General features: G+C 70.8%; 10 protein-coding genes. 2 read left to right on the forward strand and 8 right to left on the reverse strand.

The annotated features are described in order from the left end of the window. Positions 1-32: 32 nt before the first annotated feature. The 4 genes from yjfF to ACFQV6_RS05980 form a co-directional block, all read right to left on the reverse strand. Positions 33-1,058: a galactofuranose ABC transporter, permease protein YjfF gene (gene yjfF, locus ACFQV6_RS05965; protein WP_378026312.1), complete on the reverse strand. Its 1,026-nt coding sequence runs from the start codon at positions 1,056-1,058 to the stop codon at positions 33-35. Next, complete coding sequence (locus ACFQV6_RS05970) at positions 1,055-2,080, reverse strand: ABC transporter permease (protein ID WP_378026313.1); 1,026 nt, start codon at positions 2,078-2,080, stop codon at positions 1,055-1,057. The genes yjfF and ACFQV6_RS05970 overlap by 4 nt, the downstream gene beginning before the upstream one ends. Further along, the gene (locus ACFQV6_RS05975) at positions 2,077-3,603 is read right to left on the reverse strand and encodes a sugar ABC transporter ATP-binding protein (protein ID WP_378026314.1); all 1,527 of its coding nucleotides are present in this window, start codon (positions 3,601-3,603) and stop codon (positions 2,077-2,079) included. Before ACFQV6_RS05975 ends, ACFQV6_RS05970 begins: the two co-directional genes overlap by 4 nt. Before the next feature lie 158 nt (positions 3,604-3,761). Beyond that, complete coding sequence (locus ACFQV6_RS05980) at positions 3,762-4,751, reverse strand: ABC transporter substrate-binding protein (RefSeq protein WP_378026315.1); 990 nt, start codon at positions 4,749-4,751, stop codon at positions 3,762-3,764. A gap of 339 nt (positions 4,752-5,090) precedes the next feature. Here ACFQV6_RS05980 and ACFQV6_RS05985 point away from each other — a divergent pair, with 339 nt between their 5' ends. Both ACFQV6_RS05985 and ACFQV6_RS05990 read left to right on the forward strand, forming a co-directional pair. Further along, positions 5,091-6,128: a LacI family DNA-binding transcriptional regulator gene (locus tag ACFQV6_RS05985; protein WP_378026685.1), complete on the forward strand. Its 1,038-nt coding sequence runs from the start codon at positions 5,091-5,093 to the stop codon at positions 6,126-6,128. 262 nt (positions 6,129-6,390) lie between these two features. Further along, complete coding sequence (locus tag ACFQV6_RS05990; protein WP_378026316.1) at positions 6,391-6,894, forward strand: hypothetical protein; 504 nt, start codon at positions 6,391-6,393, stop codon at positions 6,892-6,894. A gap of 272 nt (positions 6,895-7,166) precedes the next feature. Here the strand turns inward: ACFQV6_RS05990 and araD are convergent, their stop codons facing one another. The 4 genes from araD to ACFQV6_RS06010 all read right to left on the reverse strand — a co-directional run bounded on the left by araD (position 7,167) and on the right by ACFQV6_RS06010 (position 15,670). Continuing rightward, positions 7,167-7,874, reverse strand: coding sequence for an L-ribulose-5-phosphate 4-epimerase AraD (gene araD / locus ACFQV6_RS05995; protein WP_378026317.1), 708 nt, complete (start codon positions 7,872-7,874; stop codon positions 7,167-7,169). Positions 7,875-7,923: 49 nt separating this feature from the next. Next, entirely contained in the window at positions 7,924-8,052 is a 129-nt protein-coding gene (locus ACFQV6_RS06000) for a hypothetical protein (protein WP_378026318.1), read from the reverse strand. Positions 8,053-8,151: 99 nt separating this feature from the next. Next, positions 8,152-9,333: an esterase-like activity of phytase family protein gene (locus tag ACFQV6_RS06005; protein ID WP_378026319.1), complete on the reverse strand. Its 1,182-nt coding sequence runs from the start codon at positions 9,331-9,333 to the stop codon at positions 8,152-8,154. Between the two features lie 40 nt (positions 9,334-9,373). Continuing rightward, positions 9,374-15,670: a DUF3320 domain-containing protein gene (locus ACFQV6_RS06010; RefSeq protein ID WP_378026320.1), complete on the reverse strand. Its 6,297-nt coding sequence runs from the start codon at positions 15,668-15,670 to the stop codon at positions 9,374-9,376. Between the last annotated feature and the right edge of the window lie 164 nt (positions 15,671-15,834).

The following is a 15,834-nucleotide window of genomic DNA, read 5'->3' on the forward strand; positions in this document are numbered from 1 at the left end:
GCCGCAGCCGGTGTGACATCTTGGCGCCCACGTCACTTCACTTTTCTGGTGACGAGCCGCTGCATGACGATGAAGCCGAAGAGCAGGACGCCGACGATGATCCGGGTCCAGGCGGAGTTCAGGTCGCCCTGGAACATGATGATCGTCTGGATCAGCCCGCAGACCATCACGCCGAGCAGGGTGCCCAGCACGTAACCCGAGCCACCGGTGAGCAGCACACCGCCGATGACCACGGCGGCGATCGCGTCGAGCTCGAGGCCGTTGCCCTGCAGTGCCCAGCCCGAGGTCGAGTTGATGCTGAACAGCACACCGCCGAGGGCCGCGCAGAAGCCGCTGAGGGTGTAGACGGCGATCCGCGTACGGCCGACCGGCAGGCCCATCAGCAGGGCCGAGTCGGCGCTGCCACCGATCGCGTAGACGTTGCGGCCGAACCGGGTCCAGGCCAGCACCGCCGCGGCGATCAGCACCACGGCCACCGCGATGACCGCGACCGGCTTGGTGACGACACCGTCGGCGAGCGGGATCCGGTAGTCCGAGATCGCCCGCCACGTCTCGTCCCGGATCGGGATCGAGCTCTGGTTGATGAACAGCGCCAGGCCGCGGGCGATGAACAGCCCGGCCAGCGTGGCGATGAACGGCTCCACCTTGAAGAAATGGATCACCGCACCCTGACCGGCGCCGAGCAGAGATCCGAGCACGAGCACCAGCACGAGTACGACGAGCGGCGGCCAACCACCCTGGAGAAGCGTCGCCGTGAGCGTGGTGGTGAGCGAGATGACCGCGCCGACCGACAGGTCGATACCACCGGTGATGATCACGAAGGTCATGCCGACCGCGACCACCAGCAGCACCGCGTTGTCGCGGAACAGGTTGACCAGCACGCTCGGCTGGCCGAAGTTCTCGTAGTTCACGACACCACTGGTGTACATGATCACCAGCAGGGCGAGGGTCGCGAGAACCGGCAGATACTTGGTGTTCGGCCGGTAGACGCGGCGGCGTGGGTTGGCCGGCGAGTCGGGCTTGCGGCCGGTGTCCGGGGTAGCGTCGATGGTCGTCATGCGGGAACCTCCGCTCGCACCGCGGCTCTACGCGGCGTGAGCCTGCCGAATACCTTCTCCCGGAAGGTCGGGGACTGGGACAGGCAGAGCGCGACGACCACGACCGCCTTGAACAGCAGCGTGGCCTGCGCCGGTACGCCGATGGCGACGACCGTGACACCCAGCGTCTGGATGAGGACGGCGCCGAGGACCGTACCGGCGATCGAGAACCGGCCGCCGACCAGCGCGGTCCCGCCGATCACCACGGCGAGGATCGCGTCGAGCTCGATCAGGTTGCCGGCCGAGATGCTGTCGGCGCTCTTGATGTTCGCGCTGTAGATCAGGCCCGCGAGACCGGCGAACCCGCCCGCCACCACGTAGACCATGACGGTGATCCGCCGCGCGCCGATGCCGGCCAGCCGGCTGGCGCTCGGGCTGCCACCGACCGACTCCAGCAGCAGGCCCAGCGCGGTGCGCCGGGTCAGCAGGACGATCAGCGCGACCGCGGCGGCCGCGATCAGGAAGGCGACCGGCAGGCCCAGGAAGAAGCCCGAAGCCATTGTCGCGTACGGGCTGGACTGCACATTGATGATCTGACCGTCGGTGATCAGCTGGGCGATGCCACGGCCGGCCACCATCAGGATCAGCGTGGCGATGATCGGCTGAATGCCGACGATCGCGACGAGCGCGCCGTTCCAGAGGCCGCACAGCAGCGAGATGCCGATCGCGATTCCGATGATCAGCAGCACCGAGCCGACGGCGTTCTGGTTGCCGAGGTCGCTGATCAGCAGGCAGGCCACGGCTCCGGAGATCGCCATCACCGAGCCGACCGACAGGTCGATGCCGCCGGTCGAGATGACCAGCGTCATGCCCAGCGCGACCAGGATCAGCGGCGCGCTGCCGCGCACGATGTCGATCAGGGTGCCGAACAGGTGCCCGTCGTGGACGGTGATGAACTGGTTCGACGTGAACACGTTGACGAACAACAGCACGGCCAGGATGGCGGCGGGCCAGAACAGCCGGTTCTTGAGAATGGAGGTCATGAGGTTGCTCCGCTGGCGATGGTCTGCATGATGCGGTCGGCGTCGACGCCGGCGGTGTTCTCCAGCTCCTCGACCAGGCGCCGGTCACGCAGCACCTCGATCTTGTGGCTGAGCCGGAGGACCTCCTCCAGCTCGGCGCTGACGAACAGCACCGCCATCCCGCCGTCGGCCAGTTCGGCCACCAGCCGCTGGATCTCCGCCTTCGCGCCGACGTCGATGCCGCGGGTCGGCTCGTCGATGATGAGCAGTTTCGGCTCGGTGATCAGCCACCGGGCCAGCAGCACCTTCTGCTGGTTGCCGCCGCTGAGGTTGCGGACCGGGCGCTCCGGGTCGGCCGGGCGGATCTGGAGGGCCTTGATGTACTTCTCCACGATCTCGTCCTGCCGGCGGCGCGGGATCGGCCGGGTCCAGCCACGGGACGCCTGCAGCGCCAGGATGATGTTCTCCCGGACGCTGAGGTCGCCGATGATGCCCTCGGTCCGGCGGTTCTCCGAGGAGAAGGCGATCCCCCGCTTCATCGCCACCTGCGGGCTGCGCAGGTTCACCGGCTTGCCGCCGACGCTGAGCTCACCCTGGTCGGCCTTGTCGGCGCCGAAGAGCAGGCGGGCCAGCTCGGTGCGCCCGGAGCCGAGCAGACCGGCGAGCCCGACGACCTCACCGGCGTGGATGGTCAGGTTGTACGGAGCGATCGCACCCGTACGCCCGAGCCCTTTGGCCTCGATGACCGGCTCGGCCCCGGCTGCCTTCTCCCGGGTGCGCTGCGCCTTGTCCTCGACGTCCTCGAGGGCGGCGAGCTCCTTGCCGATCATCTTCTCGACGAGCTGCATCTGCGGGAGTTCCGCGGTGCGGTACTCCCCGATCAGCTGGCCGTTGCGCAGCACCGTCAGCCGGTCGGAGACCTCGTAGACCTGGTCGAGGAAGTGCGAGACGAACAGGATCGCCACGCCGTCGGCCTTGAGCCGGCGCATGACCGCGAACAGCTGCGCCACCTCGGAGGTGTCCAGGCTGGAGGTCGGCTCGTCCAGAATGAGGACGCGTGCGGAGATGTCCACCGCGCGCGCGATGGCGACCATCTGCTGGATGGCCAGGGAGTAGGTGTTCAGCGGCGCCGACACGTCGAGGTCGAGGTCGAGCCGGGCGAGCAGCTCGGCCGCGCGCCGCCGCATCACGCCCCACTGGATCCGGCCGAAGCGCCGCGGCTCGCGGCCGATGAAGATGTTCTCCGCCACCGACAGGTTGGTGCAGAGGTTGACCTCTTGATAGACCGTGCTGACGCCCGCCTGCTGTGCCTGCTGCGGATTCGCGATCCGCACCGTCTCGCCGGCGAGCGTGATCTCGCCCCCGTCGATCGTGTAGACGCCGGTCAGCACCTTGATCAGGGTGGACTTGCCGGCGCCGTTCTCACCCATCAGGGCGTGGATCTCACCCGGGAACAGGCGGAAATCGACGCCGTCGAGGGCGACGACGCCGGGAAAGACTTTTCGGATCCCGGTCATCTCGAGGACCGGAGACTGCTCGCCCATTCGTGCTCCGTTTCGTGCGCCGCAGGCAGCCCCGGCCGGAGTCCGGACCGGGGCAACCCGCGGGCGAATCATTTCTCGGCGTGGCGCCGGGCTGGTAGCGCCCGGGCCGTTCCCGGTGCCGGGCGCTTGCGGCCGAGGCCACGCCGGGAAAGGTTCAATCAGTACTTACGGTTCGGGAGCTCGGTCTTGGCCTGCTCCTGGGTGAAGGTGGTCTCCACGGTGAGGACCCGCTTCTCCAGCGTCTCGCCTGCGTCGGCCTTCTTGGCGAGCTCCATCAGCTGCGGGCCGAGGAGCGGGCTGCACTCCACGATGAAGTTGATTTTGCCGGCCGCGAGGGCGGTCATGCCGTCCTTGACCGCGTCCACCGTGATGATCTTGATGTCCTTGCCCGGCACCTTGCCGGCCGCTTCGATCGCCTCGATGGCGCCCAGACCCATGTCGTCGTTGTGCGCGTAGAGCACGTCGATGTCCGGGGTGGACTGCAGGAACTGCTCCATCACAGTCTTACCGTCGGCGCGCTTGAAGTCACCGGTCTGCGACTTGACAATCTTGATGTTCGGGTTGGCCGCGATCGCGTCGGCGAAGCCCTTCTGCCGGTCGATGGCCGGTGCCGAACCCGTGGTGCCCTGCAGCTCCACGACGTTGACCGGGTCGGTCTTGCCCTCGTACTCCTTGACCAGCCAGTCGCCGGCCTTCTTGCCCTCTTCGACGAAGTCCGAGCCGATGAAGGTCTGGTAGAGCGAGGTGTCCGTCGAGTCGACGGCGCGGTCGGTCAGGATCACCGGGATACCGGCGTCCTTGGCCTCCTTCAGCACCGGGTCCCAGCCGGAGGTGACCACCGGCGAGAAGGCGATGACGTCGACCTTCTGCGTGATGAAGTTCCGGATCGCGGTGATCTGGTTCTCCTGCTTACCCTGGGCGTCGAAGAACTTCAGATCGATGCCCGCCGCGGTCGCCGACTCCTGGATGGACTTGGTGTTCGCCGTCCGCCATCCACTCTCGGCACCAACCTGCGAGAAACCAAGGGTGATCTTGCCGTCACCGTTGTCGCTGGAGCCCGCGTCGTCGCCGCCGCTGTCGCCACATCCGGCGAGCGCCGTGACGGCGAGAACGCCGGTCAACACGGCCGCGGTCAAGTTCCTGCGCACTATAACCTCCCGAAAACTGTTACCGTTCACAAATTAAGCAGCGGCTGATTGACCAGCCATGACCGCACGAATCTGGGTCCCGCTGCGACCGTGGTCACAGCTTGCGTTTCGTGAGTGTTACCGTTCTCATCCCGCTCGTCAAGAGATCTCGATCAACGTTTCCAACAGGTTGCAAGAACGGCGCTATCGCTCATGGTCATCGAACCGTCACCTGATACAACCCGTCCAATGGCGACCCCAGCACCGGCGCCGGGCACCGATCCGGCCGATCACCAGCAAGCCGCGCCCCGGCCCCGGACTCGACGCGAATCCCGGACCGGCAAGGAGCGCGGCACCGTCATGCGCGACGTGGCGAAGCTGGCCGGGGTCTCACACCAGACGGTCTCCCGGGTGATCAACGAGCACCCGAACGTCCGCGCCGAGACCCGGGAACGGGTCCTGGCCGCCATGCGCTCCCTCAACTACCGCCGCAACCTGGCCGCGCGCACCCTCGCCACCCGCGAGTCGCACACGCTCGGCATCATCGGCTTCGAAACCACCCTCTTCGGCCCCGAGTCCATGCTGTACGGCATCGAGAGCGCCGCCCGCGCCGCCGGCTACCTGGTCAGCGTCGCCACCGTCCGGGAGCTGGCCCACCGCCCGGTCCTGGAAGCGGTCGACCGCCTGGCCCAGCACGACGTCGACGGCATCATCGCCATCGCCCCCAAGCCGTCGGTCATCACCGCCCTGATGCACGCCCCCGTCGGCCTCGCCTGCGTAGCGGTCGGAGGCGCCGCACCGTCCTCCGGGTCCGCGCTCCCTGGGTCGGCTGAGCCTTTTCCGACTGTGCGCGTCGACAACACGGCCGGGGCGCGCATGGCCACTCGGCATCTGCTCGACCTGGGTCACGCCACCGTCCACCACGCGGCCGGCCCACCCGACTGGCCGGAGTCCCAGGCCCGCGTCGAGGGCTGGCGGGAGACCCTCTACGCCGCCGGCGCCGTCGTTCCCCCGGTGACCGCCGGCTGGTGGGATGCCGCCGCCGGCTACGAACAGGGCCAGCGCCTCGCCGCCGACACCAGCGTCACCGCCATCTTCTGCGCCAACGACCGCATCGCCCTGGGCGTCCTGCGCGCTCTCCATGAAGCCGGTCGCCGTGTGCCCGAGGACGTGAGCGTGGTCGGCTACGACGACATGCCGGACTCGGGCTACTTCATCCCCCCGCTCACCACGATCCACCAGGACTTCGCCGAACTCGGCCGGCGCGCCCTCGCCCTCCTCCTGCGCCACATGAGCCGGCCGGACGGCAACGCACCCCCCGAGGCCGTCCTCGTCGCCCCGCTGCTGGTCCCCCGCGCCAGCACCGGCTCGCCCCGATTGAAACGTCTCAGCAGCTGAGGGGCGGGTCGAGCGGGCTCAGGGGCGGGTCTGTTATCCGACAGCGGTGCGGTCACACTCGTCGGTGACTGAGCGCCGAATGGGGGCTTCGGACCGTTACAGTCCGAAACGTGTTCAACGACGACACACCGTTTCCAGCGTCCCCGGTGGAGGCCACCGGGCCATCGGACCACGCTGAGGCAACCAGCCGGGACCACGCCGAGGCAACCAGCCGGGACCACGCCGAGGCAACCAGCCGGGACCGCGCTGAAGAGACGGAGCGGTGACCCGGATGGGTGCCGGATCGTCGGGCTGGTTGCGGCGGCGCCGCGGGCCACGGCTCTCCGGGACACTGCACGTCCGGGACGCCGGCGGGCACGAGCTGGTCGTGCCGCTCCGTGGGCGGGCTTCCGTGTTGACCGCGGGCGGTACCGGGCTGACCGGGTACGGCGAGGTCCATGCCGTGCAGACCGCGCCCTCGGAGGAGGAGGCGGAGACCAGGCTGATGATCAGTTACGGTCCGGATGGGCCGGTGGACGGTCGCGAGTCGGGGCTCTGCGCGCCGGGCGAGACGATTGTGCTCGGTAAGGTGGAGTTCACCTGGCGGAAGCCGGTGGCGCCGGTGATTCCGCGGCCGCGGCCGGTTGCCAACATGCCGCGTAATCTGCGTATGCCGCCGGCCAAGTCGGTGAACGTCCGGGACGAGCCCGAGCCCGCCGGATCGTCACGGCTGGGGCGGCGCCTCCGGAACATGGTGCGCATCGTCACCCAGCCCAACCGCCACTGACGAAAGCCACATAACCAAGGCGCCGGGAAAGACTGAGACGCCCGGAAAGACTGAAGCGCCCGGAAAGACTGAAGCGCCCGGCAACCGTCGTCGGCGGACACCGGGGAACGGGAGCCGTCGTCGGCGATACACCGGGGAACGGCGGTGCCGTCGGCCGTGCGGGTGCAACCCGACCGGCGCACGCCGGACGGCCGGGACGGTGCGGGTGGGTCGCGCCGCGCCGGCGGGACGGGACGGTTCGGGGTTGGGGACCGCCGGGAAGGCGTACGAAATCAGGGTTTGGGATTGCCGTAGTAGGCGCCGGGGCCGTGCTTGCGCTTGAAGTGACGCTCGGCGAGGTGGTCAGGGATGGCGGCAGCCGGGTTGAGAGCCAAAGTCTTGAGGGCCATCTCCGCGACAGCCTCGCAGATGATGCCGTGTTCGACCGATTTGCCGGGGGTAACGCCCCACGTGAACGGCCCGTGATTGGCGACGAGAGCAGCCGGCGTCGCCATCGCCGCTTCATCATCGCCGATCAGCTCGACGAGAACGCGCCCGGTGTTGAGTTCGTAGTCGGTGGCGCACTCCTCGGCGGTGAGCCCGCGGGAGACCGGCACCGGCCCGGCGAAGGTGTCCGCGTGGGTGGTGCCGAGCAGCGGGATGTCGAGGCCCGCCTGCGCGAAGGCGACGGCGTTCGTGGAGTGGGTGTGCGTGACGCCGCCGATGGAGGGCCAGGCCAGGTAGAAGGCGCGGTGGCTCTCGCTGTCGACGGAGGGGCGCAGGTCGCCGTCGAGGACCTTGCCGGTGGCGAGGTCGACCGGTACGAGATCACCCGCGGTCAGGTCGGCATAGGCCACACCCGACGGCTTGATCAGGTAGTAGCCGCCGTCACGGTCGATGCCGCTGACGTTTCCCCAGGTCAGCTGCGCCAGCCCGGTCTCCGGGATGACCTGGTTCGCCCGCAGTACGGCCTGGCGCAGTTCGTTCGAACCGTATGACACGTCGACGTCTCCTCGACCCGGGGATGTTAGCGCTAACCATAACCGAGCGTCAGCGCAGGCTCGCCACGGTCTCCTCGACGCGGGCTCCCAGCGCCTCCGGCAGGGGCACATGTCCGGCGCTCGCCGCGGTCCGCTGCCCCGCCTCACCCGCAGCGTAGGCCAGGAAGCTCCGGGTCACCGCCGAAGTACCGCGTGGCGGCGAGGGCGACCACCAGCCCGGTCGCGAACCGCAACCGGGCCGGTGTCTCCGGGCGCAGGATGCCCTGGAGAACCATCGCTACCTCAGGGACCTCGGCAGGGCGATGGTGATCCATTCGTTGTTGTCGGCGACCCCCGCGGCCCGGCCGCTGGAGAAGGGGAAGTTGTTGTCGTTGAGGACCGCGATCGTACGGTCGTCGAGGATCACCACGTCCTCGATGGTCTGGAACGGGAAGGTGAACGTGGTGCCGAAACCGCCCAGCTTCCGGGGGTTGGCGACGTTCATCAGGTCGACGAGCAGCGTCTTGTCGAGCAGCCCGTCCCGGTTGCGGTCCCGCCGGTCGGCGAGGTAGATCCGCTTCACCACCGCGGTGGCGCCCTGGCCGTTGTCCCGCTCGATGATCAGGAAGCGGTCCCGGTCGACGGCGATCGCGTCGCCGATGGCGTGACCGGCCGCTTCCAGCTGGTAGGAGTACCGCTTACCGGTGTACCGGCCGGTCCGGGTGTCGAACTCGTTCAGCCGCAGCAGCCCGGCCGGGTCACCGGCGACGGTGCCCTCCAGCAGCGCGTAGAGGTGCCGGCCGTCGGCGGAAGCGGCCAGGCCCTCGAAGCCCTTGCTGCTGCCGATCGTGGCGGTGGCACCGGTCCGCGCGGCGGTCTCCGGCGCGGTCACACCGTCGAGCGGCACGGGTGCGGCGAGCAGGCGACCGGCGCGGTCGAAGTGCAGGAGGTACGGGCCGAACTCGTCACCGATCCAGTAGGACCCGTCCTTGGCCTTCACGATCGACTCGACGTCGAAGTCGGCGCCGGTCAGCACGCGGTCCTCGCGCGTCAGCTTCCACGGGACGAGGCCGCGCGGATCGGTCAGGTTCAGGCCGCCGAGCACGTCCACCGTGTTCGTGGCGAACGCCGGGGCCAGCCGCTGGATCCGCAGCAGGAAGTCGGCCGAGTTGGCCTGGTTGCCGTACCCGTTGTCGGACAGCACGTCGTAGGTGCCGTCGGCGTTGCGCGCGATGCCGGAGAAGCCCTGCACCGGCTGGTCGGCGAAGGGCACCGCGAAGCCGTTGGTGTTGCCGGTGACCAGGCTGCCCGAGGGCTCACTGCCGGGCACGAACGTACCGGCCGGCAGCGACGCGAAACCGGTCAGCGTGGGCGTGGTGACCGTGGAGTGGCCGCCCGCCCAGGAGGCGTTGCCCGCCAGCGCCAGCGTGAGCGCGAGGGCACCGGCGCCCGCGAGAGTGCGCGTGAACATCTTTCCCATGTGGGCGGACACTAGGGAGCACGGGTGAACGGCAGGCGGCTCACTTCCGTCCGGCGGTGGACTTCCGGCGACGTTTGGGCGCGGATTCGTGGCGGGGCAGCGTCGCCACGTCGGGCAGGCCGTGGTCGTAGGTCAGTCCCTCACCGGCCTGGACCAGGTTCCCCTCGGCGACGAGCTCGGCGACCAGACCGGTCAGGCGGGCGTCCAGCTCCGCGGAGCGCCGCGGCGGCCAGCCGAACAGGCGACCGGTCGCGGCGAGCAGGTCCTCGGTGGTCAGCACGCCGCCGTCCTGCACCAGGTGCTCCATCGCGAGGCGCAGCTCGGTGTCCGCGATCTGGTCCGGTTTGCGGGCAACACCGTCCGCGCGCAGGCGGATCGGCGGCGCCGGCAGCTCCGCGTCGCTGAGGAAGGCGCCGTCCCAGACCACGCCGGCCTCGCCGCTCTCCAGGACGTTCTCGACGACGGTCCGGGCCTGCTTGGTGATCCGGGTCAGTGCCCACTGCTCACGCAGGCGCTGCAGCGCGAGATCGATGTGCACCGGGCCTTCGACCCGGGCGATCTCGCGGATCGCAGCGGCGAGGTCCGTGCGGACGCCGGGTTCGGTGAGGCCGGTTCCGGGTGGGATCGGCACGATCAAGGCCTTTTGGTACGGGTACGCCCACTCGCTCGTGCGGTCGACAGCCTGTTCCGCGGCGGTGACCGTGGTGGCTCCGGCGGCCGCGGTGACAGTGCTGGTCGTGGTGACAGTGGCGGTTTTGCGGCGGGACGGGCGGCGGCGGGGGCGCTCGGTTTCGGCGGCGGCCGGTGCGAACGGCTCCGGTTCGGTGGGGGCGACGTGCGGGTGGAGGTCCGCTACCGCCTTCCGGCTGACCCGCTCGAACGTCGCCGGCTCGACGTGGTGCTCGGCTTCCGGGGCCGGCGGTTCGAGGTCGTCGTCGAACTCCATGCCGGTGGCGGCCGGCCAAACGGTCCGGGGCGGGGAATCCTCCGCGATCGGTGGCAGTGCGGCAGGCGCTTCCCCGGTCACGTCCGGGGCCACGTCGGCGATGTGCCGGCCGAAGTCGTCGACCGCGGCGAGGTAGCCGCGAGCCTGTTCGGCGCCGATCTCGAAGTCCTCGTCGACGGCGTTCTGCTCCGCGGCGTCCTCATCGGCCGCGGTGAACTGGTCCTCGTGAGCCGCGGCGGCCACGTAGCGGTCCGCCTCCGCCTCGGCGTGCAGGTCGGCCTCGGTCTCGGTGGCCAGGTACGGCTCCTCCGCGGCGGCGGGTGCGGCGTAGGCGTACCCCTCGGTCGTCGCCTCCATGACCGGCTCGAAGCCCGCAGCCTCCGCGACCGGGCCGACCGGCGGCATCTCCGCGGCGTGCGGCGCTTCCTCGGCCTGCACCATCTCCTCGGCCGGCGCCATCTCGTCGACCAGCGCCATCTCCTCGACCGGCGCCATCTCGTCGAAAGTGGACGTCTCGTCGAAGGCTGCCATCTCGTCGAGCAGCGGGGTCTCGTCGAGGGTCGCCATCTCCTCCGGCGGGGCGGTCTCTGCCGCCGGCTCCGCGATCGGCGCCGGCTCCTCGATCGGCGCCGGCTCCTCGATCGGCGTGGACTCCGCGATCGGCGTGGGCTGTTCGATCGGGGTCTCGGTCTCCGTGACGGTGACGGTCAGCTCGGGGGCCTGCTCGGCGGGGAACTCGGCGAAGGCCGCGTCGAGAGCGGCCCGGAGGCGGTCCTCCTCGTGCTGCCGGTCCAGGTACCAGGCAGTCCCCCAGATCCGGTGCAGGCGCCAGCCCAGGCTCTGGAGCTCCTGCTCGCGCAGCCGGTCCCGGTCCCGGGCTGCGGGCGCGGAATCGTACGTGGTGCCGTCGCACTCGATGCCGAGGGCGAACGGCGCGTTGCGGCGGGCGTTGCGGCGGACCGCCAGGTCGAGGCGAAAGGAACCGGTGCCGACCCGGGACTGCACCCGGTAACCCCAGGCCCGGATCACGTCGCGGACCGAGTCCTCGAACGGGGTCTGCTGGTCCGGGCGGAGATCCTCGATGCCGAGGGCGGCCTCGCCGCGGACCGCGTAGTCCAGGTAGGCGGCGAGGTGCTGGAACTCCTCGGCCTCCGGGAGATCACGGCCGCGCACCGCGGACACCACCTCCAGGCGGCGGGCCGCGCGGGTGGTGGCGACGTTGAGCCGCCGCCAGCCGTCCGGGCCCCGCAGGCCGCCGAGGTCCTCGCCGATCGCCAGGATGACCACGTCGCGCTCGTCGCCCTGCACGGTGTCCAGATCCTTGACGAAGAACCCGCGCAGCCGGTCGTCGTCCGGCGCCGCCACCATGTCGGCGATCGCGGCCTCGATCTCGACGGCCTGCTCGGGCGAGCAGGCAACCACGCCGAGGCTCAGGTCGGGGCGGGTGACCAGGTGGTGCGCGACCCGGCTGGCGACCAGGTCGCCGAGGGCCGACTCGCCGGGAACCGGGAACAGCTGCACCCCGGCGTCCGGCCCGGGCGGCCCGGCGGCCGGGAAGGTGCTGAGCCCGGCGGAGTAGAAGCTGTGGTTCGCGAAGGCGATCAGCGACTCGTGCCGGCTGCGGTAGTGGGTCGCCAGGTCGACGACCTGGAACGCACCGCAGCTGATCGCCAGGTCCAGGATCGACTGGCCGCCACCGCCGGGCAGGGGCGCCGCGGTGACCTGCCGGTCGTCGCCGACCACGATCAGCGCCGCACCACGGTAGGCGCAGGTGATCGCGTCGGGCACCGGCATTCGGGACGCCTCGTCCACGATCACGACGTCGAAGTGCAGGTCGGGCGGGAGCAGGCGGCCGGCGACCGCGGGAACGGTCAGGAAACACGGCTTCACGGCGAGGGCGGCGTGCCGGGTCTGCCCGATCAGGTCGTGCACCGCCAGGCGGCGGCCCTGCTGGGCGGCGGACGCCCGCAGCAGCGCGGCCTCGGAGGTGGCGGTGCCGGACGGCTGCCGGGCGTCGACAGCGTTCATCACGTCGGCGGCGGCGGCCCGCTGGAGCCGGGTGTCCCAGAGCCGGAACTCCTGCACGAGCCGGTCGTGAGCGGACGCGTCCAGCGGTGGGAGCCGGTCGTCCTCGCGGATCACCGTGTCCGCCCAGGACTGGAAGAGTGCCCGGCCCAGCACCGGCAGGATCTGGTCGATCGGCAGGTCCTCGCGGGCGCAGAAGTCCACCACGGCGTCCAGGCCGTGCTCGGAGAGCACCGAGCGCGCGGCCTGGTACTCGAACCACTCGTGCTGCCCGCGGCTGTCGTCGAGCAGGGCGCGCAGCAGGTCACGGGCGTGCTCGTAGTCGTCGAGGGCGCTGGTCAGCGACGGGTGCCGGCGCGGCGCGAAGGCACGCAGAATCCAGTCCCGCGCGGCCTGCCACTCGCCCACCCGCGACGGAAGGGTGTCGGTGGGCCGGGCCTTGCGCAGCACCTCGGCCTGCTCCGGCGTGAACGCGATGTCCCCGCCGGTACGCACCCGGCGCGCCTCGGAGGTCCACGCCATCGCAGCGGCGAGCGCGTCCACGTCCGTCTGGGTGCCGCGGTAGACGGCACCGAGCACCTTGGCGTACTCCGCGGCGTTCGCGGACAGGGCAGCGGCGGCGTCGGAGGCGCTCTCCCGGAGCAGCCCGATCGCTGCCGACTCGGCCAGCGTGAAGTCACGTCCCGCCGCGGCGCTGTACGCCTGGACCAGCTCGGCGGCCGCGGTGAACGGCTCCACGTGCGAGCGCAGCCAGGTGACCGCGTCGTGGATCGGACCGGCGGCGAGCTGCGGGCGGGGCGCCGGTTCGGGTGCCGGGCGCAGTGCCGCGATCCACCTGTCGAACTCCTTGCGCGCCTCGGTGACGATCCTGATGATCGCGCTGTTCGGTGTCGGTGCGCTGACCCGTTCGATCACCGCGGGCAGCGCCTCCGGCGGCGTCACCTGCTGCACCTCCTCGGCGGTGCGCAGCGCCTCCTGGATCGCGTCGAAGTCGGTGTCCAGGCGCCGCCAGTGCCGCCCGAGGATCTTCGCGTGCCGCTGCTCGGCCTCCTCCAGCTCCAGGATGGACCGCTTCCACGCGGCCGCGGAGCTGAGGTTGGCCACCGCCTGTGACCGCTTCACGTCCGGCCGGGCGATCTCCGCGGCGGCCTTCTTGTCCCGCCGGTACGGTGCCCGCAGCTTGCGCATCCCCTTGTGCTGGTTGGCGAACCGCTCGGCCAGCTCGTCCACCGGCTCGTGCAGCGCCGCGTCGTTGAAGTGCTCCCGGGCCCGCGCCTCGGCCGCCTTCACCACCTCGACGGCACGCTGGAGAATCCGGGACGCGGTCTGCGCGGCGGCGATACCGGCCGCGTCGAACCAGGCCGGCTCCGGCTTGTGCGGGCGGGAGAGCAGGTCGACGATGATCGCGACCCGGCCGATGTCGGAGAACGCCACGACGTTCGGCAGGCCCAGCCGGGCGGTGACCCGGTCCAGGCTGTGCTGGTGCTGCTCGAGCCGGTCGGCCTCGTCGGCGAACCGGCGGGCCAGGCCGCGGGCCTGCGCGGCAGTGATCGGCAGCAGTACCACCGCCGGCGGGTCCAGGTGGGCCAGGCTCGGCACCAGCGGGAGCTTGGCCGGGTTGGGCAGCGCCGACCAGGTCACACCGGCCCGCGCCCGGACCGCGTCCTCGGCGTCGTGCAGCGCCCTGAGGTGACGCAGCAGCCCCTCGGCGGCCCGGGCCACCGGCTCCAGGCTGGACAGCACGAGCCACTCGCCGTCGGCCTCGGCCGGGCGGCGGGCGGCGTGCCCGACCAGGGTGGTCAGCGTGATCGCGTCGGAGAGCGTCTGCGCACCGAACACCTCGGCCAGGGCGTCCTTGGCCACCGCCTCGGCGAGGTGTTCCAGGGCGGTCTGCGCCTGGTGCAGCCGGGCGTCCAGGCGGTTGCGGTCGACCACGTCACGCCAGAGGAAGTCGTCGCCTTCCAGCGCCGGCCGCCACGCCTTGCCGAGCCGCTCGGCGGCGTCCCGGACCTTCTGCAGCGACTGGGTGGTCAGCGGGACGGGCAGGGTCGGCGGGACCGGCGCGGCCGGCACGTCGATCATCTGCGCGCACATGCCGAGCACGTCGTGCAGGCGGTGCCCGAGCGGTTCGCGGACCTCGTTCATCGCCTCTGCGTACGCGTTGAGCCGCTGCCGGTGCTCCCGCAGCTCCTCACGCTCGTCGGTGGACAGGCTCGGGGGCGGCAGCGGGATGAAGTCGAGCGCCGCGGCGAGGGTGGCCGCCACCTGCAGCCGCCCGGTCCGGTCGCTGTGCAGCTCCAGCAGGTAGTCCTCGAGGCCGGCGCGGGCCAGCCGCTCCTTGACCGTGTCCAGGGCGGCGGCCTTCTCGGAGACCAGCAGCACCCGCTTACCGGCGTGCAGCAGGCAGGCCACCATGTTGGCGACGGTCTGGGTCTTGCCGGTGCCCGGTGCGCCGCGCATCACGAAGCTGCGGCCGGCCAGGGCGGCGGAGACGCACGCCCGCTGCGCCGCGTCGGCGTCGAGCACCAGCGGGACGTCGTCGGGGGCGGCCAGCTCATCGATGCGCCGGGCCGGGATCGGCTCGAACCGGAACGCGTCGATCTGCGACTTCGGGTCGGTGGCCAGCGCGCGCACCACCGGGTGGGCGAGGATCTGCCGCTCGTTGTCGACCAGGTCGCAGTACATCACCTCGCGGTCCACCGCGAACCGGGAGAGCATGATCGCCTCGTCGGTGCGCCACTCCTGGTGCTCGCTGATCGCCGCGTCGAGCCGGGCCCAGAAGACCGTCACGTCCAGCGCGGCGAGGCTGTCCACGGCGGGAAGTTCAACACCATAGGCGCGCAGGCGTACGGCGAGCGCCGGATTGACGATCGGATCGTCGGCACGGCTGCGCAGCCGCGGGTAGTCGAGCGGGTCGGGGTGCGCGAGGTCGACCGGCAGCAGCAGGATCGGGCTCGCGTACTCCTGGTCGCCGTCGCGCCAGTGCAGGGTGCCCAGCGCGAGGTAGAGCGCGGCGAGGCCGTGTTCGAGCTGGTCACGGCGATCGGTACGGCGCAGCGCGTGCAGCGTCGCGTCCATGTCGGCGTCGGCCATCCGCGTCTGGAAGACGTGCGCGGCGCGCGGCCGGGGGCCCTCGGCCTGCTCCTCGATGCCGAGGAAGCCACACTCGCGGCCCTGCTGGAGCGCCTCCACCACACTGCGCGGTGACGGGCTGGTCACCGCCACGACGCCGGGGCCCTCGGGGGCGACGTCGATCAGGGGGTTGGCCCCGGTGAGGTCGAGCAGTCCGTTCCGCCAGGTTTCGAGCACGCCTCGTACGCGCGCATCCGGCCGCCCGGTCAGCCCGTCCGCATCATCCCACCGCATCTGCTCATTCCAGCAAGGCGAGGTGGGTCACCGTGGCGATATTCCGGGTTAATCCGACGTTTCGGCCCTCAAACGGCACAAATTCGTCCGGTTTCCGCCGGTTGAGGGATGTGCTTCACCCGGATTTCGTCTGGGAGCCGGTCATTTTCACTCCCCGGCCGGGG

Source organism: Actinoplanes sp. GCM10030250, from assembly GCF_042666575.1.
Taxonomy (GTDB): Bacteria; Actinomycetota; Actinomycetes; order Mycobacteriales; family Micromonosporaceae; genus Actinoplanes.

Coding starts and splice junctions, on each gene's coding strand:
- ACFQV6_RS05985 (WP_378026685.1), top strand. CDS start 5,091: ATGCGCGACGTGGCGAAGCTGGCCGGGGTCTCACACCAGACGGTCTCC.
- ACFQV6_RS05975 (WP_378026314.1), bottom strand. CDS start 3,603: ATGGGCGAGCAGTCTCCGGTCCTCGAGATGACCGGGATCCGAAAAGTC.
- yjfF (WP_378026312.1), bottom strand. CDS start 1,058: ATGACGACCATCGACGCTACCCCGGACACCGGCCGCAAGCCCGACTCG.
- ACFQV6_RS06010 (WP_378026320.1), bottom strand. CDS start 15,670: ATGCGGTGGGATGATGCGGACGGGCTGACCGGGCGGCCGGATGCGCGC.
- ACFQV6_RS05970 (WP_378026313.1), bottom strand. CDS start 2,080: ATGACCTCCATTCTCAAGAACCGGCTGTTCTGGCCCGCCGCCATCCTG.
- ACFQV6_RS06005 (WP_378026319.1), bottom strand. CDS start 9,333: ATGGGAAAGATGTTCACGCGCACTCTCGCGGGCGCCGGTGCCCTCGCG.